Raw genomic sequence first — 26,160 nt, 5'->3', positions numbered from 1 at the left:
CAGGGAAATCCGTTGTATTCAGTGCAGTCTTGCGTGCGCCCGGCCTGATATTCGTACTGCGCCCTGACAGGGGCAATCCTGGGCTGTCACGTGGACTTCACGCCGGAGCCGACAGCCCCTCTCTGAATTCATGATCGCTGCCCTCTCCCAGTTGGCAACGACATTTCCTCTCGCTCGGTCACGGGATCCCAAATTCCGTCACCCGTTTGCCATCGATCGGATTACCGGTTTTGTTTCCGTCCGATGTGGCCCCGGCTGACCGGCGATTCCGCGTCGGCGCCGCTGCGCGGTAGTGTCCTGCTTGACCGCCGGGCCCGTCGCGCCGCGGGTGAGTGAGGAATTGTCGGCCCGTCAAGAACGAGTGCGAGGCCCGCACTCCTCCGTTGATGATTCACACCCTTTGGCAAATGGGTGACCACGCCCCGGCTCCCGTGACTGGGCCCGTACTTATCTCGTTCCCCACTGGGCTAGAACGATGATCCATAACAGCCGCACAGGGAAGCAAAAACAGCAACAACTGCACTGGCTCATCAGCATTTCAGTACGTTCCATGCACAGGTCAATGAAGGGCCGAGGATTCCATGCGCAAGTTTCAGCAGGTCGCGCTCGTCGTCGCAGCTGCCAGCGGTCTGTCCGCCATCGGCGCCGGTCCCGGTTTCGCCGCCGCTCCCGCTGCATACAACGGTGCTGTTCCGCCACCCGTTGGGCAGCAGGACGCCCAGGCCGCCTCGTGGACCAGCTCGCAGGCCACCGCGCACAGCAACGGCTCGCCGGCCCCGCAGCGGCAGGCGGCACCACAGCAGGGCGCCGACGTCAGCCCGCAGGTCAACCCCCAGCTGAGCCCGCAGATCAGCCCGCAGGTCTCCCCTCAGTCGGCCCCGGCCCCGGCGCAGGGTGGTACCCCGGCGAACCAGAACAACCTCTTCCACCCGGACCAGGAGTGCAGCCCGCAGTCCCTGCTCAACGCCAATGCCCCGGTTGCCCTGCTTGCCGGCGCCGAGACCCGGGGCATCAACTGCACCCAGGCCAACAGTCAGTCGAACGCCCTCGCGACCGCCCGCTAGGGCCACCGGACGGCCGGACATCGTCGCCCAGCACGGGCCCTTCGAGGATCGTCCCCCCGAAGGGCCCGCTCGTATGCGATGCGGCTTCTGGATGCTTCCGCAACAAGATCACGAAATTCCGGCGCGTCGCTGGGTGTTTTGAGGGTATTTCGTACTAACCTCCCATAACTGTACGAAGTCGATCTATTGCAGATCGAATCCACCTCACTCCACCGGAGATGACATGTACAACCTTCGCAAGGCTGCCGTCCTGGTCGCCGCCCTCGCCAGCGTCGGACTCCTGAGCGCCGGCACTGCCCACGCCGGCGGGGGTGGGCACGGCGGCAAGGGCGGCGACAAGTTCAACATCCAGCAGAGCTCCAACTGCAAGTCGCACGACCTGAACCTCGACGTCCTCGGCCAGGTCGGCATCCTCAACGGCCTGCTGGGCAGCGCGCTCAACGGCGAGGGCAACCCGGGCGCACAGGACACGCACCTCGGTTCGACCATGGGCTGCAACAACAGCGCCTTCTAGGCGCGTGTCGGTCGCATAGACGGCCGAGAGCGGGAAACTGGTCCCGGCACCGAGCCTCAGGCTCGGCGCCGGGACCCTCTTTTGTGTCGAAATGGCCATCCGATCGGCATTGTTGGCGGCGGCCGAGCCGACGGGGCCAGGTGCCGATGTCGCGATTCGCTCACGGGGCACGGTATTTCCCGACCATCGGCCAAGGTGGTGAGGATTCCCTGAATTCGGCGCGCCGCAGGGAGTTATGGGGATATTTCTTATTAGCCTCCGTAATCGTACGAAGTCGATCTATCGCAGATCGCATTCACCTCACTCCACCGGAGATGAAATGCACAAGCTCCGCAAGGCTGCCGTCCTGGTCGCTGCCCTCGGCAGCGTCGGACTCCTGAGTGCCGGCACTGCTCACGCCGACGGCGGCTGGGGTTCGGGCAAAGGCGGCAATGGTTTCAACATCGTGCAGAGCAGCACCTGCAGGTCGCACGACACCAACCTCGACGTCCTCGGTCAGGTCGGCATCCTCAACGGCCTGGGCGGCAACCTGCTGAACGGCGAGGGCAACGCCGGCGCACAGCAGACCCACATGGGCTCGACCATGGGCTGCAACAACAGCGCCTTCTAGGGCGCGTGACGGTAAGTGAGTTAGAACCTTCCTCGGTGCCCCGGCCACAGGCCGGGGCACCGAGGCTTTTATGTTGCCGGAAAGCACTGTCCCATACCGTCGAGGTACGGGACAGTTCCGGTCGAACGCACCCCAGAAAGTCGAAATGCCGGACCGGGAGCGGATCCCGGTCCGGCATTCGCCGATCGCTTCTCAGAACTCGAAGTGAGGCCGCTTGAAGCCCTTGGGCAGCGGCGCGTTGTTGGAGCAGTCCATTACCGGCCCGACCTTCTTGGACCCCGTGTTCAGCGCGTTGTCCTTGGGCCCCGGCAAGTTCGGCCGGAAGGTCGTCGAGCATTCCTGCGTCTGCTTGACGACATACCTGCCGTGCTTGTCGGTGTGGACGATCTCGCTCTTGCGGATGCAGGTGGTTTCACCCACGGCGGAGGTCTTGCAATCGCCCGGGCGTTCACCGGCGAACGCCGGCGTGGCGCCGACGTAGATTACGGCGAGACTTCCGAGGAGCCCCGAGACGGTTGCGATCTTCTGCCGACTGAACATGTGCTGCGTTCCTTTGCAATCGAGGCCCGGGCGCCTGTGCCGTTGGTCGGCGTGCGCCCGAGCCTTGGAGAAGTTCGAACTACGGGACCCAGCGCCTGACGCGTCTTCAGCTGCGTCCGGCGACGGCAATTGATGCAGCCCGGGCGCGCACCCTGGTGGGTTTGCTGCGCGTCCGGGCTGCCTTGCCGTTGAGGGTGTTGTCCAGCACACCGTTGAGCAGCCCGAGCTGATCCAGGACATGGAGGTTCAGATCGTGCGAATTGCATACGGTGTATACGGTGACGGATGTTGATGCGCCTGTTGTGGCGCTTCGAGGCGATGTGCGACGCGATGGTCCGCGAGGCGACCGATTGCTGGGCCGACCAGGGTGCGGGCTGCGGCGCGACCACCTGCGAAACGGCCTACGGGGCCCACTGTGGCGTGAAGTACGGAGCCACCCGCCCCGCGACCGCTGCGGCTACGACCGCAGCCCGCTGAAACGTGCGCATCGAGCCCTCGGCGCTTCTTTAGTGGCCTTCCGGACCACCGTGACCGTGCGGCCCGCCGTGACCGTCCTCCGGCGTGAAGCTGACACCGTTCTGCGGAGCGAACCACGGAGCCCCGTGCGGGCCGCCGTGCGGGTGACCGTGCGGGCCGCCCGAGTTGGCCACGGCGTTGGCCTGCGAGGAAGCAATCGCGGTGACCCCACCGTCGTAGCCGTCGTTGGCGAAGCTGACGCCGGCGCCGAGGGTGGACAGCCCCGCGACCGCTGCGGCTACAATCGCGGCCCGCTGAAACTTGCGCATAGTTTGACCCTTTCTTAGCTGGGCTTGACGCCCTGGCTTGACTACTTAATGTGAGCATATACACACGGAACGTAGTCATTTGGGATCTTGGGCCTCCTATGCGCGTGTCGGCTTATGGCGAGGCACCCCTCTGTCCGCCCCTCCACGGACTTGAAGGGGGATGAGGGGGCTGGTGAATGCGGCTGATCGTGGGCTCACCGTTCTCTCCTTGAAACGACGCTTCCCCGGGGCCGAGTCACGGGCGGTGAGGGGCCGTCACCCGTTTGCCCGCCGACGCGCGCCATGCGCGGTCCCGGAATGCACGGTGTCAGGGCGACCGCACATGGTGTCAGGCCGACCGCACCGATGGCCTGACGTTCCGCCCGACTTTGGCCGTATGAGCTGCGCGACCGTGCGCTCGCGTAGACGCGAAAGCAGCGGATGACCGGCCCAGGTCGTCCCGGTCCGGCCATCCGCTGCTTGAAAGGTGAGGAAGGGGTCGGAAGGTTCCGCCCGGGGCTCAGCCCAGCAGGCCAGGCAGCTCCCGACTGTCGTCACTGTTGTCGGGTGCCGTCGTGTTGGGGGCACAGGTCACCTCGGGCCCGATCCGCTTCTTCCCCTTGTTCACAAGGCCGATGACGGGCAGCGACAAGGGCTGCAGCGGCACACAGCTCTGCGTCTGGCGGACGACGAACCCGTCACCCTCGGGCGTGCTGAGGGTCCGTTGGATGCAGGTGGTGTTGCCCTGATTGTCGACAGTGCAGTTGCTCTGGGGGCCTGCGGCATACGCCTGGATGCCGCAGGTACAGGTCACGGCGAGGCTGCCAAGAAGCCCCGAGACGGCCGCGATCTTCTTCCTACTGAACATATGATGCGTTTCCTTTGTGGGGGGTGCCCCGGGCGCCGTGCGCTGCGAACCGGCCGCGCCGGGCCCTGGGGATGTCGGAGAGACGGGCTCCGGCGTCCGACCCATGTCCGGGACGTTCGGGTCCGTTTCGCTTACGAAGTGAAGGGCTGACCTGCTGAAGGCGCTGTTGCCGCAGTACATGCCCGAGCCGGTCGATGTGGCCCGGGCGCCCGCCGGGCCCTCGCTGCTGAGCGCAGTCCCCAGCCCTCCGCCGGCGTGGGCGGTACCGGTGCCGAGGAACGCGATGCTGCCGAGGGCGACTGCTGCGACGTCCACCGTGCGAAGCATGTGCGCATCGTCTTCAGCGGTTTGAACGAACGGATGCGATCTGCGATTGACCGGCTCCTCATGGCTACGGCAAGCCAATCCGAAATGCCGGCAACCGGCCATCGACGCGCCGGATTTCAGAGCCGTCGCGAACGCATGCGGGCCAGAGGAGCAGCCTCGCGCTCCGGGCGGCCACACATGAACGGGCCCCTTCGGGGGGTGACCCCGAGGGGCTCGCGGAAAGCATCCTGCACGAGTTACGCCGCCGACCTCAGTCAGAGTGAGTGAAGGCCTTGTTGTACTGGCCGCAGGTTGTGTCGAAGGTCTCGGCGAGACCGAGCGCGGCGATCGGGAGGTCGCTCGCGGCCACCGTCTGCGGACTGCACTCCTGGTAGGGGCGGTAGAGGTCGTTCACCTGCGGCCCGCCGCCGCCGTGGGCGTGGGCGGTACCGGCGGCGGCGCCGATGGCGGTCAGACCGCCGGCCGCCACCGCTGCGATCATGGCCTGCTGAAACTTACGCATGGAACCCTCGGTCCTTCATTGCATGTACGTTGAGGCTGATTGCCTACCGTGACTGAACGAACACTAGCAGTAGTCATCCGGGGTATTCCATGCCGACGGATGCAGGTGTGGGTGAACCTGCCGGCCAAGGGCAAGATGATGGCGCCGAAGTGCCAGGACATCCGCGACGCATGCAGCTGCTGATGTCTCCGGACGGCGGTGCGCTCCTGCGTGTCATCGCCGGCGAGCTGGACGGCCACCAGGGTCCCGGCATCACCCACACCCCGATCGCCATGGTTCACGCGACGCCGGCGCCGGGTGCGAGATCACGCTGCCGTGGCGTGAGGACTTCAACGGCGTCGTGTACGTACTGGCGGGGCCCGACCTGCCCCCGGGCCCCCGGACACCCTTCGGGTGCGGTCCTCAAAGCGCCCAAAGCGCCCCACGGGCCGGACTCTCACTCGGGCGGGTCCCCACCAAGGGCCCCGCCCCGGTGGGCGTGGTCGGGTGGGGACGTGGCCCCGACCCGAACACCCCTCCTACCCGACTTCGCCCGCCGCATCGCCGCCTGGTGCGCCGTCGTGCTGCTCGTCAGCGGGGTCATCGCCGTGGGGGTCGCGCTGTGCGTCACGTTTCAGGCCGCCGTAACGCCCGTACTCATCGCCATCCTCGGCACCGCGCTCCTCGGCCCCCTCCACCGCCGCCTCATCAAGATGAAGGTCCAGCGGTCGCTCGCGGCCGGGCTGACCTGTGTCGCCGTGGTCGCCGCCGTCGGCGGGGCCGGATACATCATCGTCCGCGCGCTGATCGACAGCGGCGACCAGATCATCGCCTCCGTCAAGCAGGCCGCCACCGACGTCGTCGAACGCCTCGGCGCCCGGGGGACCTCCCTGGACGACATGTCGTCCAGCCTCAAGGAACTCGTCTCCAAGTTCGGCGGAACCGCCGCCTCCGGCGTGATCACCGGGATCGGCATCGTCGGCGGCATCATGGCCACCGCCGTTCTCGCGATGCTGCTGATCTTCTTCTTCTTGCGGGACTCCGACCGCGCCGCCGGCGCCCTGCGCTCGCTCGGGCCGCCCTCCGCCGGTGACACCGTCGAGGCGGTGGCCCGGCGGGCGTACCGGGCGGTCGAGGGCTTCATGCGCGGGACCACGTTCATCGCGCTCATCGACGCCGTCTGCATCACCGTCGGGCTGCTCGTGCTCCGCGTGCCCGGCGCGGTGGGGCTCGGTGCGCTGGTCTTCATGGGGGCGTACATCCCCTACCTCGGCGCGTTCCTCTCCGGCGCCGTCGCCGTCCTCGTCGCGTTCGCCGACCGGGGATTCGCGATCGCGGTGTGGGTGCTGGCGGTGGTCCTCGCCGTACAGGTGCTGGAGGGGCACGTCCTCCAGCCTGTGATCCAGAGCCGTACGGTCCAGATGCACCCGGCGGTGGTGATGCTGGCGATCACGGCGGGGGCGTCCGTCGCCGGGATTCTCGGCATGCTGCTCGCCGTACCGGCCACCGCGGCCGCCTTCGGGGTGATCGCCGAGATCCGGTCGCGCTACGAAGCCGGGCCCGCGGAGCCGCCTACGGAACCCACAGGGTCTGCGAAACCCCCGGAAGCGCCCGCCTCGTAGAGCTCGAACCAGATGCACTTGCCGTCGCCCCTGGGGTCCACCCCCCACGTGTCCGCGAGCATCTCCATCAGCACCAGGCCGCGCCCGCTGGACGCCATCTCGCCGGGGCGCCGCCTGTGCGGCAGCTCGTCGCTGGCGTCCGCCACCTCGACCCTGAGCAGGCGCTCGCCCGGCTCGCCCGTCGCCTCGACGACCAGCAGCGCGTCGCCGTCGGTGTGGACCAGGACGTTGGTGACCATCTCGGAGACCATGAGCACGCCCGCGTCGACCTGCTCCTCGTCCGCCCAGTCGTGCAGCAGGTCCCGCAGCTGTTGCCGGGCCACAGCGACACGTTCCGGCTCGGCCTGAGCCACGGTCATCGCGGTACGCCGGGCGGGCGCGAGCAGCGTCGTCGACGAGCCCGCCCCGCAGCCGCAACCCGCGCCTTCGCGGCAGAGCAGCAGCAGTGCGATGTCGTCCTCGCGGCGGTCCACGAGGGGGCCGGTGGTGTGGTGCGAGGAGGGGCCGTGCACGGCGGCGACCAGGGCGTCGGCGAGCTTCTCCAGGTTGTCGCCCGAGTGCTCCTCCATGATCCTGCGGAGCCTGGCCCATCCGGTGTCGAGATCATGGCCGCCGGTCTCTATGAGCCCGTCCGTACAGATCATGATCGTCTCGCCGGGTTCGAGGATGAGCCGCGTCGTCGGATAGTCCGTGTCCGGGTCGATGCCCAGCGGCAGCCCGCCCGCGGTGGGCCGCACCAGCACCGTCCCGTCGCTCATCCGGACCGCCGGGTCGGGGTGGCCCGCGCGGGCGATGTCGAGGAGGCCGGTGGCGGGGTCGGCCTCGATGTAGAGGCAGGTCGCGAAGCGCGGACTGGAGTGGTCGCCGGGGCTGTAGGTGTCCGCCCCGGGAAGATCGTGCAGCCCGTGCAGGAAGCGGGAGGCCCGGGACAGGACGGCGTCGGGGCGGTGCCCCTCGGAGGCGTACGCCCGCAGCGCGATCCGGAGCTGGCCCATCAGCCCGGCCGCCCGTACGTCGTGCCCCTGTACGTCGCCGATGACCAGCGCGATGCGCCCGCTGGGCAGCGGGATCATGTCGTACCAGTCGCCGCCGACCTGGAGCCCGCCACCGGTCGGGACGTACCGCGCGGCGACCGTCATGCCGGGGATCTCCGGGCCCAGCGTCGGCATCATCGACCGCTGGAGGCCCTGCGACAGCTCGCGCTCGGTCTCGGCGGCTCCGGCCCGCGCGAGGGCCTGCGCGACCATCCTGGCGACCGTGGTCAGGACGGAGCGCTCGTCGGGGGTGAAGGCCACGGGGTGCGCGAAGCCCGCCATCCAGGCGCCCAGGGTGCTGCCGGCCACGGTCAACGGGACGAAGGCCCACGAGCGGGGGGTGCGCGGTGTGCGGGGTTCCGTGTCCGCGGCGAGGGGGCGGCCCGCGGGGTAGCGGCGGCTGTACTCCTCGGGCGACGGGAGGTAGATGGCCCGCCCGGTACGTACGACCTCGGCCGCCGGATGGTCCGTACCCAGCAGCATGTCGGCGAACGGAGGGTCTTCTCCGGGGCTGTAACCGTGCTGCCCGATGACCGTGATCCGGCCGCCCGACGAGCCGAAGACCGCGAGGCTGTCCGGCGAGAATCCGGGCATCGACAGGGACGCGGCGACCCGCAGTACCTCGGCGGTGGACCGGGCCTCGGCCAGCGCGCGGCCCGCGTCGAGCAGGAACGCCTCGCGGGAGCGGCGCCAGTCGCCGGTAATGGGTGTGTGGGCGGCGGTGCCGGGCTGGGGTTCGGCGACTTCCTGGATGGTGCCGAACAGCTGGTAGTCGCTGCCGTCGACGACCGGCTTGGAGCGGCTGCGTACGGTCCTAAGCAGCCGGCCTTCCACATCCATGATGCGGAGCCTGGCCTCGGCGAGGGTGCCTTCCGCGACCGCGAGATTCACGACCCCGTTGATCTCGTTCCAGTCGACGGGATGAAAACGGGAGCGTACGGCCGCCTCGGGCAGGCACGTCTGCTCGGCGGGCAGCCCCAGCAGCCGGGCGGCCTCCGCGTCGAGGGTGACGATCCCGGATGCGTTGTCCCAGCGCCAAAGGCCGGTCGCGACGGCGGCCAGGATCTCCTCGGTACGCATTGGTTCATCTTTACAGGTCGCGGCCGGTCCGGCCTCCGAAGGGACTTGCAAGGCCTCCGAAGGCCTTGCAAAGAAAAGGGTGTGCGGCTGGGCGGTAACCTGGGGTGGCTGTGACAACCCCGAATCCCGAAGGCTGGATGAACGACGATGCATCGGTACAGGTCCCACACCTGCGGCGAGCTCCGCGCCTCTGACGTCGCCGCAGACGTCCGGCTGAGCGGCTGGCTGCACAATCGCCGAGACCTGGGTGGCATCCTCTTCATCGATCTGCGCGATCACTACGGCATCACGCAGCTCGTCGCCCGGCCCGGCACTCCCGCGTACGAGGCCCTCGACAAGGTGAACAAGGAGTCGGTCGTCCGCGTCGACGGCAAGGTCGTCTCGCGCGGCGCCGACAACGTGAACCCCGAGCTGCCCACCGGCGAGATCGAGGTCGAGGTCTCCGCGGTCGAGCTGCTGGGAGCCGCGCAGCAGCTGCCGTTCCAGATCAACACCGACGACGGGGTGGGCGAGGAGCGGCGTCTCGAGTACCGCTTCCTCGACCTGCGCCGCGAGCGCATGCACCGCAACATCATGCTGCGTACGGCCGTCATCTCGGCCATCCGGCACAAGATGACGGCGCTGGGCTTCAACGAGATGGCGACCCCGATCCTGACGGCGACGTCCCCCGAGGGCGCCCGCGACTTCGTGGTGCCGTCCCGCCTGAACCCGGGCAAGTTCTACGCGCTGCCGCAGGCGCCGCAGCAGTTCAAGCAGCTGCTGATGATCTCGGGCTTCGACCGCTACTTCCAGATCGCGCCGTGCTTCCGCGACGAGGACGCCCGCGCCGACCGCTCGCCGGGCGAGTTCTACCAGCTCGACGTGGAGATGAGCTTCGTCGAGCAGGAGGACGTCTTCCAGCCGATCGAGAAGCTGATGACCCAGCTCTTCGAGGAGTTCGGCAACGGCCGCCACGTCACATCGCCGTTCCCGCGGATCCCGTTCCGCGAGGCGATCATGAAGTACGGCAACGACAAGCCGGACCTGCGCGCCCAGCTCGAACTCGTCGACATCTCGGACGTGTTCGAGGGCTCGGAGTTCAAGGCCTTCGCGGGCAAGCACGTCCGCGCGCTGCCCGTGCCGGACACGGCGGGCCAGTCGCGGAAGTTCTTCGACGGCCTCGGCGACTACGCCGTCGAGCACGGCGCGAAGGGCCTGGCCTGGGTGCGCGTCGGCGAGAAGGGCGAACTGACCGGCCCGATCGCCAAGTTCCTCACCGAGGAGAACGTCAAGGTCCTCACCGAGCGTCTGTCGCTGGCCCCCGGCCACGCGATCTTCTTCGGCGCGGGCGAGTTCGACGAGGTCTCCAAGATCATGTCGGCGGTCCGTGTCGAGGCCGCCAAGCGCGCCGGTCACTTCGAGGAGGGCGTCTTCCGGTTCTGCTGGATCGTCGACTTCCCGATGTACGAGGCGGACGAGGACACCGGGAAGATCGACTTCTCGCACAACCCGTTCTCCATGCCGCAGGGCGGCCTGGAGGCCCTTGAGACCCAGGACCCGCTGGACATTCTGGGCTGGCAGTACGACATCGTCTGCAACGGTGTCGAGCTGTCCTCCGGTGCCATCCGGAACCACGAGCCCGAGATCATGTTCAAGGCGTTCGAGATCGCGGGCTACTCGAAGGAGACCGTCGAGCGCGAGTTCGCGGGCATGCTCCGCGCCTTCCAGTTCGGCGCCCCGCCGCACGGCGGCATCGCCCCGGGCATCGACCGCATCGTGATGCTGCTGGCCGACGAGCCGAACATCCGCGAGACGATCGCCTTCCCGCTCAACGGCAACGCGCAGGACCTGATGATGGGTGCGCCGACCGTGCTGGAAGAGGCGCGTCTGCGGGAGCTGAACATCTCGCTGCGCAAGCCGCCGGCCGCCAAGTCCGGCGAGTAGTTACGAGCAGTGCTCGAACGAAGGCCCCCGTACCGCGCGCGGTACGGGGGCCTTTGGCGTTGCGCCGTTACGCGTCGGCCGGCTCCTCGGAGCCGCTCGGATCCGACTCCACCTCCGCGGAGACGGCCTCGAACCCGGTCGCGCGCTGGCCCGGGATGCCCGGGAGGAGGCGGCGCGTCATGTGGTCGCGGCGGTCGTCGGCCTTGGCGCACAGGGCGAGGGCGGCCGCGTTGAAGCGGACCAGGGAGGGCGGATCGGACGGGCCGAGGAGGTGCTCCTTCAGCTCGGCGCGGGCCTGCTTGTACGGGTCCTTCTCCGGGTGGCGTACGGACTCCAGGAGCTCCGGGATGCCGGACGCGTCCGGGGTGAGGACGGCGGCGGCCCGTACGGTCGGGAAGGCGGCACGGAACTCCTCCTCCGGCATGCCGGAGGTGTTGGCCACGGCGTACGGCTTCTCGCTGTGCAGGTAGTCCGAGACGACGCTCGACACATCGCTGATCAGCAGGTCGGCCTGGTTGAAGCAGCTGTAGATGCCGGGGCGCGCGGTGACGACGATCCGGTGCTCCCACTCGGGGAACGACGCCCAGTAGGCCGCCTCCCAGGCCTCCGTGGCCGCCGCGACGACCGCCGCGCGGTCCTCCTCGGGCGTGCCCTGCAGCATCATCCGCTCCAGCTCGTCCGCGCCGGTGCGGAAGTCGCTGCTGGTGAGCCGGTCGAGCTCGGCCGTGCGGCGGGCGAGTTCGGCGGTGGCCCCGAGGTCGGGGCGGGGGCCCGAGCGCCTGGCGGCGGCCTCGGCGATCATCGCGCGGATGCGCCGGTCGGCGGCGCCCGCCTCGGGGTCGACGGAGCCGGTCATCGGGTGCGGCTTGTAGAGCAGCCGTACGCCGTCGTCGTCGAGGAGCGCGCGGACCAGGTTCTCACCGGCCAGGACGACCGAGGTGTTGCCGGGGTTGCCGTCCCAGCCCTCCCAGGTGGGGGCGTACAGCACCGTCGTGTACGTGCCTTCGGGGGCGCCCGTCCAGGGCCGGATCGGGGCCAGCTGGGGGCGGCCCACCTCCACCACGTCCTTGTCCGCCACGCCTATCTCGGCGAGCTGGTAGCGCTCGCGCGCCGCCGGGCCGGCCACCCAGACCTCGTCGTACGCCTTGGCGTACGGGTTGCAGCTGGACAGTTTGTCGCTCTCGCCGTGGTTGGTGAAGGCGTGCTTGATGGAGGGGATGCGCAGGACCTGCGACGTCTTGCCGGAGTTCGCCGGGTGCAGCATCATCCGCAGCGTCGAGTCCTCGAGCGCGAACATGTGCGCGACCTTGGGGATGCAGATGATCGGCACGTCCGTGGCCTGGATCTTCTGCACCATGAAGCGCTCACGCAGCACGATCAGCGGCTTGCCGTCCAGCGCGGACAGTGTGGAGAGCCACATGATCGCCTGGTACGCGGACGTGGTGCCGCCGGAGAAGTACATGGCCACGGTCGGCCGGTACTCCGCCAGCCAGCCGTCCAGCCACTCCAGGGTCTGCTCTTGGTTCGCGGGCCGCTTCTTCGGCAGCAGCCAGGTGGCCAGACGGCCGGTGCCGGCGGCCATCAGCACGATGGAGACACCGACGCCGACAGCGCCGCCGTACACCTCACCGGTGACCGCCGTGACCAGCAGGCCCGTGGTGGCGGGCACCGAGAAGGTCAGCAGCCGGTGGCCGGGGCGGCGGGCCAGGATCCGCGGCGGAGCGGCGGAGGGCCGCAGCGCCGAGGCGTCGATGTTGCGGGTGACGAGAGGCAGCGTGCGGGTGCGCCGGACCAGCACGGCGACCGCCTGGCAGGCGAAATGCAGTCCGTAGACGCAGAGCAGCGCGCTCGTCAGCGGGGCTTGCTCACGCAACGGGTGGACGTCGTCGATGCGCAGCAGGCCGACCACGATCAGCATGTCGCGCAGCAGCTGCCGGACGGTGACGTCGAAGCGGACCTTGCTCAGGATCGAGAGCAGCAGGGGACGTCTGTGCTGCAGATACAGATCGAGTGCGAGGCCTGCGGCGGAGGCGACGACGAACATCGGAACCCAGGCCAGCAGCGCGCTGACCAGCTGGGCTGTGAATACCGCGAACATCGCGAGCAGCGCGGACAGCTGCATGATGCGGCGTGGAATGCTTCCGGCAAAGGGCACGGTTGCGGGGCTCCTGGCGGGGAGGGGCGATCGGCTCGGGGGAAGCCGTCTTGGGGACGCCGGTCTCCTCGCATCCGCGTGGGGGGTGTGCGATGGCGAAGAGGCTCGGCGGCTGACCGTATGACGTGAGCCGCCTCTGCCGCAATCGGTCGTGACAAGAAACTCTGTAAAAAGCGCATATGACGGGGGTATGTGACATCTGAGCGAGGGCGGACGACGAAGGGGCCGGGACCTGCCCAGGTCCCGGCCCTTCGTAGTCCGTACGGTCAAGGTCCGTACGTCAGGCTTTCGGCTCCTCCAGGCGCGGGAACAGCACCGCGCCCTTCGTCACCGTCGCGCCCGCCGGGAGCTGCCCCCATGTGCCCGCGTCCTGGACCCGCTGGTCGGCGAGGGCGCCCAGCGGGGCCTCCGCACCGAGGGAGTCCCACAGCTTCTGGGAGGTCTCCGGCATGACGGGGTTGAGCAGGACGGCCATGGCGCGCAGCGACTCGGCGGCCGTGTAGAGGATCGTCGCGAGGCGGGCCTGGCCCTCCGGCGAATCGTCCTTGGCGACCTTCCACGGCTCCTGCTCCGTGATGTAGCCGTTGACCTGCTTCACGAAGTCGAAGACCGCCAGGATGCCGCCCTGGTAATCCAGCTCCTCGCCGATCTTCCGGTCGGCCTCGGCGACCGCCTTGGCGAGCCCGTCGTGGACCGCCTTCTCCGCGTCACCGGCCGCCGTCGCCGCCGGCAGCGCGCCGCCGAAGTACTTGCCGACCATGGCGGCCACGCGCGAGGCGAGGTTGCCGTAGTCGTTGGCGAGCTCGGAGGTGTAGCGGGCGGTGAAGTCCTCCCACGAGAAGGAGCCGTCCTGGCCGAAGGCGATGGCGCGCAGGAAGTACCAGCGGTACGCGTCGACGCCGAAGTGGGACGTGAGGTCCTGCGGCTTGATGCCGGTCAGGTTCGACTTCGACATCTTCTCGCCGCCGACCATCAGCCAGCCGTTGGCCGCGACCCGGCCGGGGACCGGCAGGCCCTGCGCCATCAGCATGGCGGGCCAGATGATCGCGTGGAAGCGGAGGATGTCCTTGCCGATGAGGTGCACGTCGGCGGGGAATGTCTCGTCGAACTTCGCCGGGTTCTCGTTGTAGCCGACGGCCGTCGCGTAATTGAGGAGCGCGTCGACCCACACGTAGATGACGTGCTTCTCGTCCCACGGGATCGGGATGCCCCAGTCGAACGTGGAGCGCGAGATCGAGAGGTCCTGCATGCCCTGCTTGACGAAGTTCACGACCTCGTTGCGGGCGGACTCGGGCTGGATGAAGCCGGGGTTCTGCTCGTAGAACTCCAGCAGCTTCGGGCCGTACTCGCTGAGCTTGAAGAAGTAGTTCTCCTCCTTGAGGATCTCCACCGGCTTCTTGTGGACCGGGCAGAGCTTCACGCCCTGCTCGTCCTCGATCAGATCGCCGGGGAGCTTGTACTCCTCGCAGCCCACGCAGTACGGGCCTTCGTACCCGCCCTTGTAGATCTCGCCCTTGTCGTACAGGTCCTGCACGAACTCCTGCACACGGTCCGTGTGCCGCTTCTCCGTCGTACGGATGAAGTCGTCGTTCGCGATGTTGAGGTGCTCCCAGAGGGGCTTCCAGGCCTCCTCGACGAGCTTGTCGCACCACTCCTGCGGGCTGACGCCGTTCGCTTCGGCAGTGCGCATGATCTTCTGACCGTGCTCGTCCGTGCCGGTGAGGTACCACACCTTCTCGCCGCGCTGACGGTGCCAGCGCGTGAGCACGTCCCCTGCAACGGTCGTGTAGGCGTGGCCCAGGTGAGGAGCGTCGTTGACGTAGTAAATCGGGGTCGTGACGTAGAACGCCTTCGTCCCCTGCTTCTCGGATCCAGTGGCCGCCATGGGCGAAATCCTAACGGCCCGCGGGTGATCCACTCACACGCATAAATCCCGAGGAGACCTTTGCGAAACCTGTGATCGCGTAGCAAGGACAGATCCTGGGAGGAGTCGGTGAAGATGCGGGTACTGGTTGCCGAGGACGAAGAGGTACTGGCCGAGGCGGTGGCCACCGGACTGCGGCGGGCCGGTTTCACTGTCGACACCGTCTACAGCGGGGACGCCGCCCTGGCCTACCTGGCGCTGCACGACTACGAGGTGATCGTCCTCGACCGCGATCTGCCGCGCGTCCACGGGGACGACGTGGCGCGCAAGCTGGTCGCAGGGTCCTCCCGTACGCGGATCCTGATGCTGACCGCCGCCAGTGCCATGGAGGACCGGGTGGCGGGGCTGGACCTGGGCGCCGACGACTATCTGGGCAAGCCGTTCGGGTTCCCCGAGCTGGTCTCGCGGGTCCGTGCGCTCGGCCGCCGTTGCGGTGAGCGGGGCTGAGGGGCGAGTGGCGGGAGGCGAGACGACAGTGACGGCGGTGCCCGGCCCGGAGGGGGGCACCGCCGTCACTGTAAAGCTGCCGACCGGCTGATGTGCGTTTGCGCGTTGCGCGTTTGCGCTAGCTGGTCAGACCGGTGACGAGCTGTGCGTACAGCTCGTCGTCCGCGACCTCGCGGGGGGCCGGTCCCGCGTGGAAGAATGCGGCGTTGGGGACGTCCAGCTTCCTGAGGAAGTCGAAGCCCTTCGCGTCGTGCTCGCCGAACGCGACGAACTGCCAGAACAGCGGCTTGTCGGCGACCTCGGCGAGCGCCTGCTTGGCGGGCTGCTTGGCGTCGGGAGGACCGTCCGTCTGGAAGACGACCAGGGCGGGCCTGTCGCTGCCGGACTTCTCGTAGTGCGTGACGACTTCCTCGACGGCACGGTGGTAGCTCGTACGCCCCATGTGCCCGAGCTCGGCGTGGACGGCGTCGATACGGCCCTCGTGGTCGGTGAGGCTCACGTCGGCGGTGCCGTCGATGTCGGTCGAGAAGAACACGACGTGCACGGCGGCGTCCTCGGTGAGGTGCGCGGCGAGTGCGACCGTCTGGTCGGCGAGGTGCTGGGCGCTGCCGTCCTTGTAGAACGACCGCATGGATCCGGAGCGGTCGAGCACGAGGTAGACGTCGGCCCGGACGCCGTCCAGCTCCTTGGCCTTGAGGGCGGCCCCGGCGGCCTCGTAGTGAGCAACGAGCCGAGGCGCACGCGCCAGGACATCACCTTGCGCGGCAGCGGCCCCGGGCTCGGCGTCTGCCTCCGGCTCGGCGACGGCAGCGGCGGTGACCGGCTCGGGCTCGGCCTCTGCCTCCGGCTCGGCGGTGCCTACTGCGGCGGCTACCGGCTCGGCAGCGGCCTCGGTCTCTGCCGCAGCGACGGGCTTTGCCAAGGCGGGCGCCTCGGCAGCAAGCGGCTCGGGCTCTACGTCAGGGGTCGGCTCGGTCTCGTCTTGCCCCTCCGACTCGCTGTCGGCGGCGGCTACGGCCTCGGCCTTCGGCTCGGCGTCGTCTGCGCTGGTGACCGTCTCGCCTGCGGCGTCGACCGGCGCCACCTCCGCCTTGGTCTCGACGACCGGCTGGGGCTCGGGCTCTGCGACCGGCTCAGCCTTGGCCTCCGCCTCGCCGTCGGCAGTTGCTACGGCCTCGGCCTCACCCTCGCCAGCTGCGGCGATCGGCTCGGTGGCCACCGGCTCCGTGTCGGTCTTCGGCTCGGCCACCGGCTCCGCCTTGGCCTCCGGCTTCTCAACGGAGGCGGCTACGAGCTCCGCGTCGGCCGCGCCTGCGGCGGCGATCGGCTCGGTGGTGGCAACCGTCTCTGCGGCGGCGACCGGCTCCGCCTCGGTCTTCGTCTCGACGACCGGCTGGGGCTCGGCCTCTGCGACCGGCTCCGCCTTGGCCTCCGGCTCGCTGTCGGCTGCTGCGGGCTCGGTGTCCGCCTTCGGCTCGGCTTCGCCTGCGGCGGCGACCGTTTCTGGGGCGGCTGCCGGGTCCGTCTCGGGCGCGGCTTCGGCGGCGGCCAGTTCTGCCTTCGCGGTCGGTTCCGGGTGGGGGTCGTCCCTTGTCGGGGTTGCCTGGGCCGGGACCACCGGGGTTGGCGGTGGGGTGGCCGGGGTGGACTGGGCTGGGACGTTCGGGGTGGAGGGGGATGTCTGTGCGCGGGGCGGGGTCGGGTTGTCGAAGGCCGCAGCCACCAGGTCCGATGCGATGCCTGGCTTCGAGGAGTTCGTCACCCGCTCCGGTGACTTGTCCGTGGGAGTCGGGTTCTCGGGCGCCGGCGAGTCCTTGTCGGCCGCCGATTCGTCCTTCTTGGCCGGAGCCGGGACCGAAGCCACCGTCTCCTTGGTCCGTTCCGGCGCAGATTCCGCTTCCGGCGCGGAGGCCGGTTCCGGCGTACGTTCGGCCTGGGACGGAACGGAAGCTGCCGCCGAGGTCTCCCGTGCCGGCGGCTGCTCGTTGCTCTCCGCTCGATCGCGTCCGAACACCTTGCGCAGCAAGCTCCGAATGCCCATGGGCGAGGCCTTTCGCATGAGTTGGGTGCGATGCACGTCCGCACCCGGGGGATGATCCCTGGCCAGGGCGGACACGTAAGGTTAGCGGCCGCTCCCGCTGATCTTCGGGAGGGTCAGGCGTGCCGCGCCAGTTCCAGGCGCGCGCGGCTCGCGTCGGCGAACACCGATGCCAGATGCGCCCCCTCCGGGCGCCCCGGCGCGAAGATACCGGCCGCGTCAGCGCGTACCACCAACATGGCATGTGCGTCGATCACTTCCGAGACGCCACGCGACTCGATCACGTCCCACCAGGCATCCAGATTCCGGCCGAACCACTCCGGCAGCCCGCACGGTCCGGCCACCGCGTCCCAGAAGTCGTCCAGTGAGTCGAGCGGCACGCCGCGCAAATCCACTGTGAGGGAGTTGGGAGGGAGAGGGTCCGGGGGGTCCACGTCGTTCGCAGCGTCGCGCATGGGTGTGGAGCCTAACCGGCCGGTCAACTCCCGCTCGGCCCTCGCGCATTCACCCCGCGTTAACCCACTGTCCGCCGGATCGCGGGCGTACGCCCCTAACGTCTCGCCCGTACACATTCCGACACGATGTCGGCGCAGGGCGCGCCGAGAAACAGCCCGTACAGCACCTTTGGAGGGGTCCGTGCGCAATCTGCTGCCGCTGCTCAACTCGCCGCACTCGGGTGGGCGCTCCGCGCTGACCTGTCGTTACCGCTGCGGAGACGCCTGCTTCCAGGAGGTCCCGAACACCAGCGACAACGAGTACGCCGGCGACGTCATAGCCGGCGCGCTGTCAAGACGCTCGATGATGCGCGCCGCCGCCGTCGTGACCGTCGCCGCTGCCGCCGGGACCGCGGCCGTCGCCGGCCCCGGCGCCCCGAAGGCCGTGGCCGCCGCAGCCGACGTCCGCAGCAGGCCCCAGGCCGGCGCGACCTCCACCGCCGCCCGCGGGCTGCGCTTCGCCGCCGTCGCGCCCAACACCACCGACGCCGTGACCGTCCCCGACGGCTACGCGCAGAACATCGTCATCCGCTGGGGCGAACCGATCCTGCGCGGGGCGCCCGCCTTCGACGCGGACAACCAGACCGCCAAGGCGCAGGCCGGCCAGTTCGGCTACAACAACGACTTCCTCTCCCTGCTCCCGCTGCACAGCGATCACGGCCGCCAGGTACTCGTCGCCAACCACGAGTACACGGACGAGATCCTGATGTTCAAGGGATACGACCCGGCCAAGCCGACCCGCGAGCAGGTCGAGATCGCCTGGGCCGCGCACGGCCTGTCCGTCGTGGTCGTCCAGGAGGAGCGCAAGTCCGGCAAGCTCACGCCGGTCACCCGCCACCACCTGAACCGCCGCCTCACCGCGACGTCCGAGTTCAAGCTGACGGGCCCCGCCGCGGGCAGCGCGCTGCTCAAGACGTCCGCCGACCCGACCGGCACCAAGGTCCTCGGCACGCTCAACAACTGCGCCGGCGGCACCACCCCGTGGGGCACGACCCTCCACGGCGAGGAGAACTTCAACCAGTACTTCGCCAACGGCTCCAGCGCCACCGACAAGCGGTACGGCATCGCCACCGGCGCCACCGAGCGCAAGTGGGAGCTGTTCGACAAGCGCTTCGACGTCAAGCAGGAGCCGAACGAGCCGCACCGCCAGGGCTGGGTCGTCGAGCTCGACCCGTACGACCCGGACTCGGTGCCGCGCAAGCACACCGGGCTCGGCCGCTTCAAGCACGAGGCCGCGCAGCCCCGCCTGACCGCCGACGGCCGCCCGGTCGTCTACATGGGCGACGACGAGCGCTTCGACTACTTCTACAAGTTCGTCTCGTCGAAGCGGATGAAGAAGGGCAGCTCGCGGGCCGCCCGCGAGCACAACCTGACCCTCCTCGACGAGGGCACGCTGTACGTCGCCAAGATCACCGGCGACTCCCCCGGCGAGATCGACGGCACCGGCAAGCTCCCGAACGACGGCGAGTTCGACGGCAGCGGCGTCTGGATCCCGCTCGCCACCGGCACCACCTCGCACGTCCCCGGCATGAGTGCCGAAGAGGTGTACGTCTTCACCCGCCTGGCCGGGGACAAGGTCGGCGCCACCAAGATGGACCGCCCCGAGGACGTCGAGCCGAGCCCCCGCACGGGACGGGTGTACGTCGCGCTGACGAACAACACCGACCGGGGCAAGCCCGGCAAGGCGGGCGTCGACGAGGCCAATCCGCGCAACCTCAACAAGCACGGCCAGATCCTGGAGCTCGCCGAGCACTGGGACGACCCCGCCTCGGACGGCTTCGCCTGGCGGCTCTTCCTGGTCGCGGGCGACCCGGAGGACCCGGCGACGTACTTCGCGGGCTTCCCCAAGGAGAAGGTCAGCCCCATCTCCTGCCCGGACAATGTCGCCTTCGACCCGCACGGCAACCTGTGGATCTCGACGGACGGCAACCAGCTCGGCTCGCACGACGGCCTGTTCGGCGTGGCGACGCGGGGCGAGCGGCGCGGTGAGCTGAAGCAGTTCCTGACGGTGCCGAAGGGCGCGGAGACCTGCGGGCCGGTCATCCAGGACCGCCGGGTGCTGGTCTCGGTGCAGCACCCGGGCGAGATCGACGGCGCGTCCGTCGAGAAGCCGGCGTCGGCGTGGCCGGACGGACCGGGCAAGCTCGTGCGCCCGTCGGTCGTCGCGGTCTACCGCAAGGACGGCCGCAACATCGGCGTCTGATCCCGGCTGACGCTCAGTAGGTCATCAAGAGGTGGCGCCCGTCTGCCGGCGCCACCTCTTGAACTGTTCCGCCGCATCCCCCGTGTACGACCACGGAACCCGCGCCGCGCGCCGGCCCAGCAGCGTGAAGACCTCCCGCGCCTCGTCCGGCAGACCCGCGTAACAGGCGGCATGGGCAAGGTAGTTGAGCTCTCCGACCTCCTCGGGGGCGACGGGGCTGCCCGGTGTGCGGCCGCCCAGCCAGCGCTCCCGCGTCCGGCGTACCTCCGTCACCGCGAGTTCGTGGTGCCAGTGCTGGTCGAAGCCGCGCACCGGGCGGCCGGGCGCCGCCGCGGCGACGTACCGGTACTCCTCCACCCGGGCGATCTGCACCAGCACCGGCAGCGGCGACCCGGCCGGGGCCGCGCCCGCCACGTCGCGGGCGAAGTCGTACATACGGCCGTGGGTGCCGTGCCAGCGCGCCGAGTGGTAGCGCAGGAGCTGCACATGGGCCTCGATGTTGTACGGGTCGCGGCGCCGCAACTCCTCCCACCAGTCGCGCAGTTCGGCCCGGCCCACCCCGTCCCCGTACAGCCGCGCCACGGTCAGCAGCGACACCCACGGCATCGGGTCGGCGGGGCGCGCGTCCGCCGCACTCAGGCAGGCCATGACGGCGACGTCGATGCGGGCGCGGTCGACGCCGGCGCCGCGGCCCGCGTCGATGGCCTGGTTGAAGACGCGTACGACTTCGGTCGCGGCCCGCAGCACCGCCGCGTCCGGATTGTCCGGCTCGGCGGACCGCCAGGCCTCCGCCACCGTGCTGCCCGCGGCCACGTGCGAGAGGAGGCGCAGGCGGTGCGTGCGCAGGGGCCAGTTGTCGCCCGTCGCGTGCAGCAGATCGCGTACGCCCTGCCAGCGGCCGATAACGATGTCATGGCGGGCCTCGGTCAGCGGGCGGTCGCCGAAGTCCGGGTCGAAGTCGGGCTCGGAGCCGGACGATGAGAAGCGGCGGCGTACGGCCATCGGAGCGTCTCCTGCTCAGAGTGCGGTCAGAAGTCGGTTCACGAGTCGGTTCACGAGTCGGTTCAGAAGTCGGTGGGGAGTCCCGCGTCGGAGTAATCCTTGCGCTCCGAGCTGGAGTTGACGTGCGCGTCGTCGATGTGGATGGCCTGGGTGGCGTCGAGTCTGGCGGGGCTGTAGTACGCGCTGCCGCGGCGCCAGTACCAGAGCATCGGGACGATTCCGGCCGCCAGGCCGCCGAGGCCGATCGCGAGGGCCGCCGCGTTGAGTTCGGTGAGGGAGGCGGCGAAGACGCTGAACATGAAGAGCGAGCCGAGCAGCGGCCAGGCGCCGCCGAGGACGAAGTCCTTGACGGAGGTCAGCAGCGTCTTGCGGTACGCGACGACGGCGGCGAGGCCGGCCAGCCCGTAATAGAGGGTTGTCTGGAGGCCGATCGCGGAGAGGGCGTCGGCCATGATCTCCTCGGTCGAGCCGAGCGCGTTCGAGGCGACGAAGAGGAGGAGCGCGACCGTACCGACGACGGCGATCGCCACCCAGGGGGTGTTCCAGCGGCGGTGTACGACGCCGAGTGCGGCCGGCATCGTGCGGTCGCGGCCCATCGCGAAGAGTGAGCGTGTGACCTGGAGCAGGGTGGTTTCGAGGGTGGCGATGGTGGAGAGCACCACGGCCAGGACCATGAGCTTGCCGCCGACGCCGGGCCAGATCGCACTGCCGAGGAGGGCCAGCACGTTCGTGTCGTGCGCCGAGATCTGCTTGCTGGTGAGGATGACGTTGACGGCGATCGTGAAGACGACGAAGAGCAGGAAGACGATGCCGACGCCGACGAGCGAGGCGAGTCCGGCGGTCCTGCGGCTGTTGCGGGTCTCTTCGCTGAGGTTGCTGGTGACGTCCCAGCCCCAGTAGTAGAACGCGGCGATCAGGGTGCCGGCGGCGAAGCCGGAGAAGCCGTCGAAGTGGCTGAAGCCGAGCCAGGACCAGTCGAAGGTGGTCGCCGCGCCCTTGTGGAGGAGCGCGCCGAACGCGAAGAGGACGAGGATCGCCAGCTCGACGCCGGAGATGACCAGCTGGGCGCGGGCGGAGAGCCGGGCGCCGCCGAGCACGACGCCGAGCATGAGCAGGAACCAGCCGGCGCCGGCGGCGGTGGCGAGCGCGGTGTTCGACGCGAGGTCCGGGTCGAAGAGGGAAAGCGTCATCTGACCTGCGGGAAGCGACCCGGCGACCATGAAGATCGTCGCGGCGACGACGAGGGCCCAGCCGCTGATGAAGCCGAGGAAGGGGTGCAGGGTGCGGCCGACCCAGGAGTACGTGGCGCCCGCATTGACGTCGATACGGCCGAGGCGGCCGAAGGCCAGGACGATGCCGAGCATGGGTATCGCGCAGTAGAGGAGGGCGGCCGGGCCGGCCAGGCCGACGGCGCCGACGAGAACGGCGGTGGTGGCGGCGAGCGAGTAGGCGGGGGCGCTGCCCGCCACGGCCATCACGATCGTTTCGAAGGTGCCGAGGACATTGGGCTGGAGCCCTCTGCCGGAGTTGTTGTTCATGCCTGTTTCTCAACTGCTTCCGGAGGTGTGCCGCACACAATTGGAGCCCCCGACTCCCCTTGTGTGGCACGACATTTGGCGACAATCAGAGACGATTCCCGGCCCGGAGGTGGTGGCTCCGTACGGGGAGAACGTGCGCATAGTAAGGCGGGCGTGGAGCGGCGGCACGTTCTACCCTCGGGGGTATGGCTTCAGCACACGAGGGGACGGCGACGTCCGGGACCGTACGGATCGACGTCTGGATCTGGTCCGTACGCCTCACCAAGACCCGCGCGCAGGCTGCGGCGGCCTGCAAGGCGGGGCATGTGCGGGTGGGCGGGGAACGGGTCAAGCCGGCGCACGCGCTCAAGGCGGGCGACGAGGTGCGGCTGTTCCACGCGGGGCGCGAGCGGATCGTGGTCGTCTCGCGGATCATCCGCAAGCGGGTGGGGGCTCCGGCGGCGGCCGAATGCTACGTCGACAACAGTCCGCCGCCTCCGCCGCGCGAGTTCGTCGCACCGGTCGCGGTGCGTGACCGGGGGGCGGGGCGTCCGACGAAGCGGGACCGGCGGGAGATGGAGCGGCTGCAGGGGCCGAGGCCGGGTCCGGGTCCGGGGGCGGGCTGAGACGGTGGCAGAGTGAGCGCATGCCATCGATCTCGCCGCGCCGTCCTTGCCCGATGTGCGGCCGTGAGGTTGCGGTCGTGGCGGGCAAGTTCGTGCGCCACGATCCGCGCACCAGGGCGTCTACGGAGCTGACCCTGTGCGCCGGGTCGAAGCGCGCGGCACCGCGGGCGGCGTCGCAGCGGACGCTGGACGGGTATGAAGTGGCGCTGTTTCCTGGGCAGTTGCCGCTGTTTTAGGCGGGTAGGGGAACAGCCCCGCGGGGCGAGCCCGCCGCACCACGCACCCGCACGTGCCTCGCCGCGCACCGCCTCCGCACCCCCACCCGCCCCCTCACACCCGCACAGCCGCCGACGACGCCACCGCTCTCGCCGCCGCCACCTCCTGCCGCAGCGGGGCCAGGACGCCCTCTGGTGGGTCGGGCAGCGCGGTGGGGGGACGGGGCGGCGCGGGGGCGCTCGCTCGTACCGCTTCCGCCAGTTCGCGCAACTCCCCCGCCACCGCAGCCACCTCGGCCTCGGCCGGCGGCTCCGCGCCGTGGTTGATGCGCACCCGTGCCGCTGTCGTAGCGTCGACGATCCGCTCCGTTGCGACCACCAGCGGCCACCACGCCGCCGCCCGCGCTCCCGTCGGCGGCGGTTCCGTCAGGGCGCGTTGGAATTCGGAGCGTACGACCGACAGGTCCCGGTAGAGGCGGCGGCGCAGGCGCTGCCGGCGGCGTTCGCCCTGGGGGTCGGGGGGACCGAACGCGCACTCCACGTAGCCCGCCGTATCGGCCACCGTGTCCGCCAGCCGGTCGCCGACGCGCGTGCTCCAGCTCTCCGGCCACAGCAGGTACCCGGCGACCAGCGCGATGCCGCAGCCGATGAGGCTGTCGTACAGGCGCGGCAGGACAAGACCGAAGCCCTCGTGGTTCAGGAGGTCGGAGAGCAGCAGGATGACGGGGGTGATGGCGGCCGTCTGGAACGCGTAACCCTTCGCCGTGAAGGCCGGGATGAGCGCGGCGAGCACCATCATCACCGGTACGTCCCACCAGCCGCGCTCCAGCTCCGCCAGTACGGCCGCCGCGACGACGAGCCCGAGCGCCGTGCCGAAGGCCCGCTGGACGGCGCGAGAGAAGACCGACCCGAAGTCCGGCTTCAGTACGAACACGACGGTCAGCGCGACCCAGTAGGAGCGGGGCACGGAGATGAGGGAGACGAGGGACTGGGCGAGCCCGATGCACAGGGCGAGGCGCAGGCCGTAGCGCCAGGAGGCGTGGGAGACCAGGACGGCGCGGGTGGCGCGGCGGGCGCGGACGCCGAGGGCGGCGGGGCGGCCGAGCCGGTCGTCGATGTCGGCCGCAGAGGCGGATACGGATGCTGAGGCCGGTGGGGAGACGTCGGCGTCGGCGGCAGCATTGGCCGCGGCGTCCGGGTCGAGCACCACGGCCGCCGCATGGCGCAGCGCGTGGTCGACGGCGCGCCCGGATGGGGACGTCGGCTCGGGCAGATCGAGCCCGGCAGCCGTACCCGTAGCTGTACCCGTACCCGTACCCGTACGGCCATGAGCGACGGCATCCGCCAAGTCCCTGACCACCGCCGGGATTTCGCGCGGCAGCGGACGCTGGCGCAGATGCGCGGCCGGAGCCGACTCGACGAGCGGGATGACGACATTGAGCTGCGCGAGCAGTCGTACGAGCGGACTTGTGCGGCCGTGCTCGCGGGCACGCCGGGCGAGGACCAGGTCGTACGCCGTGTTGAGCGCCTGGGTCACGGCCTGGCGCTTCTCGTCGTACGCGTCCGTGCCCGCCGCCTCCAGCAGGTCGGCGGCGGCCCGGTAGGTGTCGGCGACGGCGTCCCGTTCGGGCACCCCGGCGCGCAGCGGCCAGGCGACCAGCGACAGGAGAAGGACGAAGAGGCCTCCGACGGTGAACAGCAGCGGGGCCGTCCACCACGGGTCCGGCATCGGCAGGCCGGCCCCGACGACGGCCTGGAGCAGGAGCAGCAGCCCGGAAACGGACGCCACCGCGCCGATCGTGGAGATCATCCCGGACACGAGCGCGACGAAGGTCAGCACTCCGACGGCGAGCCACCCGTGCCCGTACACGAGCGTGCCGAGGGTGACGCCGATCGCGCCGAAGAGCTGCGGGACGGCGATGTTGAAGATGCGCATCCGGTAGGCGTCGGCGGTGTCGCCGATGACGCCGGACAGGGCGCCCATCGACACCAGCGCGCCGTACGTCGGTCGGTCGGCGGCGAATCCGACGGCGAGCGGCGCGGCCATGGCGATCCCGGCCCGTACGACGGCGGCCCAGGGCACGGGCGCGCGCTGCGGGCGCAGCCCTTGCGTCAGCCACTCGGGTGGCGTCAGACGTCCGCCGCCTGCCCTGTCCTTGCGGTCCTGCTGCTCAGCCATGCCCTAAACAGAGCGAAGCCGGACCTCTAATGCAAGTCGGCGATCGGTGAGGGGGCGACGGCGTGAGCAGGCCTGTTGTTGACGGAGTTCCTCGTTCGCCGGGCCGGGGCCGGGGGCTTCGTCAGCTCATCTGTGCCTTGACGTGGTCGATGACCTTATTGAGCTCCTCCATCGGCGAGAACTCGACGAACTCGACGTCTTCGAGCGCTTCCGGGATATGACCGGGCGACCAGTAGTAGGCATCCCCGGCGGAGTAGAACGATTCCCCGTCCTTCGTTCGCATCCTCAGCCGCCCCTTGAGCACGTAACCCCAGTGAGGACACTGGCAGCTGTCATCAGGGAGGCCCTGCAGGGCCGGTGCCATGTCCGTGCCCCGGGGCAGCCGCACGAATGAGACGGCCATGTCTCCGCCGATGTCCTTCAAGCGCAGTTCCACGCCGCCGCCTTCCATCGCGACAGGGGTGTCGTCCCACGTTGTGGCGCTCATGGTTCCTCCCGGGGAAATGTTTTCCACAGCCTGTGGACAAGATTTT

At 69.7% G+C, this 26,160-nt stretch carries 21 protein-coding genes and 2 pseudogenes; 10 read left to right on the top strand and 13 right to left on the bottom strand.

Annotated elements, in window-relative coordinates; genetic code table 11:
- The first annotated feature begins 581 nt into the window (after window positions 1–581).
- The 3 genes from J7I98_RS11920 to J7I98_RS11910 all read left to right on the top strand — a co-directional run bounded on the left by J7I98_RS11920 (window position 582) and on the right by J7I98_RS11910 (window position 2,188).
- Entirely contained in the window at window positions 582–1,064 is a 483-nt protein-coding gene (locus tag J7I98_RS11920) for a hypothetical protein (protein ID WP_214920619.1), read from the top strand.
- 223 nt (window positions 1,065–1,287) lie between these two features.
- Window positions 1,288–1,578: a hypothetical protein gene (locus J7I98_RS11915; protein WP_214920618.1), complete on the top strand. Its 291-nt coding sequence runs from the start codon at window positions 1,288–1,290 to the stop codon at window positions 1,576–1,578.
- 319 nt (window positions 1,579–1,897) lie between these two features.
- Window positions 1,898–2,188, top strand: coding sequence for a hypothetical protein (locus tag J7I98_RS11910; protein WP_214920617.1), 291 nt, complete (start codon window positions 1,898–1,900; stop codon window positions 2,186–2,188).
- A gap of 192 nt (window positions 2,189–2,380) precedes the next feature.
- Here the strand turns inward: J7I98_RS11910 and J7I98_RS11905 are convergent, their stop codons facing one another.
- Window positions 2,381–2,728 carry a hypothetical protein gene (locus J7I98_RS11905; protein WP_214920616.1) on the bottom strand — a complete coding sequence of 116 codons (348 nt, stop codon included), beginning with the start codon at window positions 2,726–2,728 and terminating at the stop codon, window positions 2,381–2,383.
- A gap of 285 nt (window positions 2,729–3,013) precedes the next feature.
- Here J7I98_RS11905 and J7I98_RS11900 point away from each other — a divergent pair, with 285 nt between their 5' ends.
- A complete protein-coding gene (locus J7I98_RS11900; protein WP_214920615.1) occupies window positions 3,014–3,205 on the top strand; it encodes a hypothetical protein in 192 nt (63 codons plus the stop codon).
- Between the two features lie 29 nt (window positions 3,206–3,234).
- Here the strand turns inward: J7I98_RS11900 and J7I98_RS11895 are convergent, their stop codons facing one another.
- The 3 genes from J7I98_RS11895 to J7I98_RS11885 form a co-directional block, all read right to left on the bottom strand.
- Window positions 3,235–3,513 (bottom strand): hypothetical protein, encoded by a 279-nt coding sequence (locus tag J7I98_RS11895; RefSeq protein ID WP_214920614.1) that lies wholly within the window; start codon window positions 3,511–3,513, stop codon window positions 3,235–3,237.
- A gap of 499 nt (window positions 3,514–4,012) precedes the next feature.
- Window positions 4,013–4,360, bottom strand: coding sequence for a hypothetical protein (locus J7I98_RS11890; protein ID WP_214920613.1), 348 nt, complete (start codon window positions 4,358–4,360; stop codon window positions 4,013–4,015).
- Between the two features lie 577 nt (window positions 4,361–4,937).
- Window positions 4,938–5,189 carry a hypothetical protein gene (locus J7I98_RS11885; RefSeq protein WP_214920612.1) on the bottom strand — a complete coding sequence of 84 codons (252 nt, stop codon included), beginning with the start codon at window positions 5,187–5,189 and terminating at the stop codon, window positions 4,938–4,940.
- Between the two features lie 99 nt (window positions 5,190–5,288).
- On the opposite strand from J7I98_RS11885, the pseudogene J7I98_RS40955 reads away from it, so the two are divergent.
- Window positions 5,289–5,589 (top strand): annotated as a pseudogene (locus J7I98_RS40955) (pirin family protein); the annotation flags it as partial.
- Between the two features lie 94 nt (window positions 5,590–5,683).
- Entirely contained in the window at window positions 5,684–6,790 is a 1,107-nt protein-coding gene (locus tag J7I98_RS11880) for an AI-2E family transporter (RefSeq protein WP_308377730.1), read from the top strand.
- Here the strand turns inward: J7I98_RS11880 and J7I98_RS11875 are convergent.
- Window positions 6,715–8,904 (bottom strand): SpoIIE family protein phosphatase, encoded by a 2,190-nt coding sequence (locus J7I98_RS11875; protein WP_214920611.1) that lies wholly within the window; start codon window positions 8,902–8,904, stop codon window positions 6,715–6,717. The genes J7I98_RS11880 and J7I98_RS11875 overlap by 76 nt on opposite strands.
- Before the next feature lie 147 nt (window positions 8,905–9,051).
- On the opposite strand from J7I98_RS11875, the gene aspS reads away from it, so the two are divergent.
- Window positions 9,052–10,827, top strand: coding sequence for an aspartate--tRNA ligase (aspS, locus tag J7I98_RS11870; protein WP_214920610.1), 1,776 nt, complete (start codon window positions 9,052–9,054; stop codon window positions 10,825–10,827).
- 67 nt (window positions 10,828–10,894) lie between these two features.
- Here the strand turns inward: aspS and J7I98_RS11865 are convergent, their stop codons facing one another.
- Window positions 10,895–12,982: a hypothetical protein gene (locus J7I98_RS11865; protein ID WP_308377729.1), complete on the bottom strand. Its 2,088-nt coding sequence runs from the start codon at window positions 12,980–12,982 to the stop codon at window positions 10,895–10,897.
- A gap of 280 nt (window positions 12,983–13,262) precedes the next feature.
- On the bottom strand, window positions 13,263–14,867 hold the full coding sequence (gene metG / locus J7I98_RS11860) for a methionine--tRNA ligase (RefSeq protein WP_214920609.1): 1,605 nt from the start codon (window positions 14,865–14,867) through the stop codon (window positions 13,263–13,265).
- Between the two features lie 114 nt (window positions 14,868–14,981).
- Between metG and J7I98_RS11855 the strand changes: the two are divergent.
- Window positions 14,982–15,335, top strand: a pseudogene (locus J7I98_RS11855) (response regulator transcription factor); the annotation flags it as partial.
- 136 nt (window positions 15,336–15,471) lie between these two features.
- Here J7I98_RS11855 and J7I98_RS11850 read toward each other — a convergent pair.
- Together J7I98_RS11850 and J7I98_RS11845 are read right to left on the bottom strand one after the other, a co-directional pair.
- Window positions 15,472–17,394: a VWA domain-containing protein gene (locus J7I98_RS11850; RefSeq protein WP_214920608.1), complete on the bottom strand. Its 1,923-nt coding sequence runs from the start codon at window positions 17,392–17,394 to the stop codon at window positions 15,472–15,474.
- 113 nt (window positions 17,395–17,507) lie between these two features.
- Window positions 17,508–17,846: a barstar family protein gene (locus tag J7I98_RS11845; RefSeq protein ID WP_214920607.1), complete on the bottom strand. Its 339-nt coding sequence runs from the start codon at window positions 17,844–17,846 to the stop codon at window positions 17,508–17,510.
- Window positions 17,847–18,027: 181 nt separating this feature from the next.
- On the opposite strand from J7I98_RS11845, the gene J7I98_RS11840 reads away from it, so the two are divergent.
- Window positions 18,028–20,088 carry a PhoX family phosphatase gene (locus J7I98_RS11840; RefSeq protein WP_214920606.1) on the top strand — a complete coding sequence of 687 codons (2,061 nt, stop codon included), beginning with the start codon at window positions 18,028–18,030 and terminating at the stop codon, window positions 20,086–20,088.
- 24 nt (window positions 20,089–20,112) lie between these two features.
- On the opposite strand, the gene J7I98_RS11835 is transcribed toward J7I98_RS11840, so the two are convergent.
- Together J7I98_RS11835 and J7I98_RS11830 are read right to left on the bottom strand one after the other, a co-directional pair.
- Entirely contained in the window at window positions 20,113–21,090 is a 978-nt protein-coding gene (locus J7I98_RS11835) for a hypothetical protein (RefSeq protein WP_214920605.1), read from the bottom strand.
- A 62-nt stretch (window positions 21,091–21,152) separates the two neighbouring features.
- Complete coding sequence (locus J7I98_RS11830) at window positions 21,153–22,628, bottom strand: APC family permease (protein ID WP_214920604.1); 1,476 nt, start codon at window positions 22,626–22,628, stop codon at window positions 21,153–21,155.
- Between the two features lie 185 nt (window positions 22,629–22,813).
- On the opposite strand from J7I98_RS11830, the gene J7I98_RS11825 reads away from it, so the two are divergent.
- A complete protein-coding gene (locus J7I98_RS11825) occupies window positions 22,814–23,233 on the top strand; it encodes an RNA-binding S4 domain-containing protein (protein ID WP_214920603.1) in 420 nt (139 codons plus the stop codon).
- A gap of 330 nt (window positions 23,234–23,563) precedes the next feature.
- Here the strand turns inward: J7I98_RS11825 and J7I98_RS11820 are convergent, their stop codons facing one another.
- Both J7I98_RS11820 and J7I98_RS11815 read right to left on the bottom strand, forming a co-directional pair.
- A complete protein-coding gene (locus tag J7I98_RS11820; RefSeq protein WP_214920602.1) occupies window positions 23,564–25,627 on the bottom strand; it encodes an FUSC family protein in 2,064 nt (687 codons plus the stop codon).
- Window positions 25,628–25,748: 121 nt separating this feature from the next.
- Complete coding sequence (locus J7I98_RS11815) at window positions 25,749–26,114, bottom strand: hypothetical protein (RefSeq protein WP_214920601.1); 366 nt, start codon at window positions 26,112–26,114, stop codon at window positions 25,749–25,751.
- Window positions 26,115–26,160: the final 46 nt, after the last annotated feature.

Origin of the sequence: Streptomyces sp. ISL-98 (genome assembly GCF_018614055.1) — a bacterium.
Lineage (GTDB): Bacteria > Actinomycetota > Actinomycetes > Streptomycetales > Streptomycetaceae > Streptomyces > Streptomyces spiramyceticus.
This window is presented reverse-complemented; position numbering and strand designations above follow the sequence as displayed.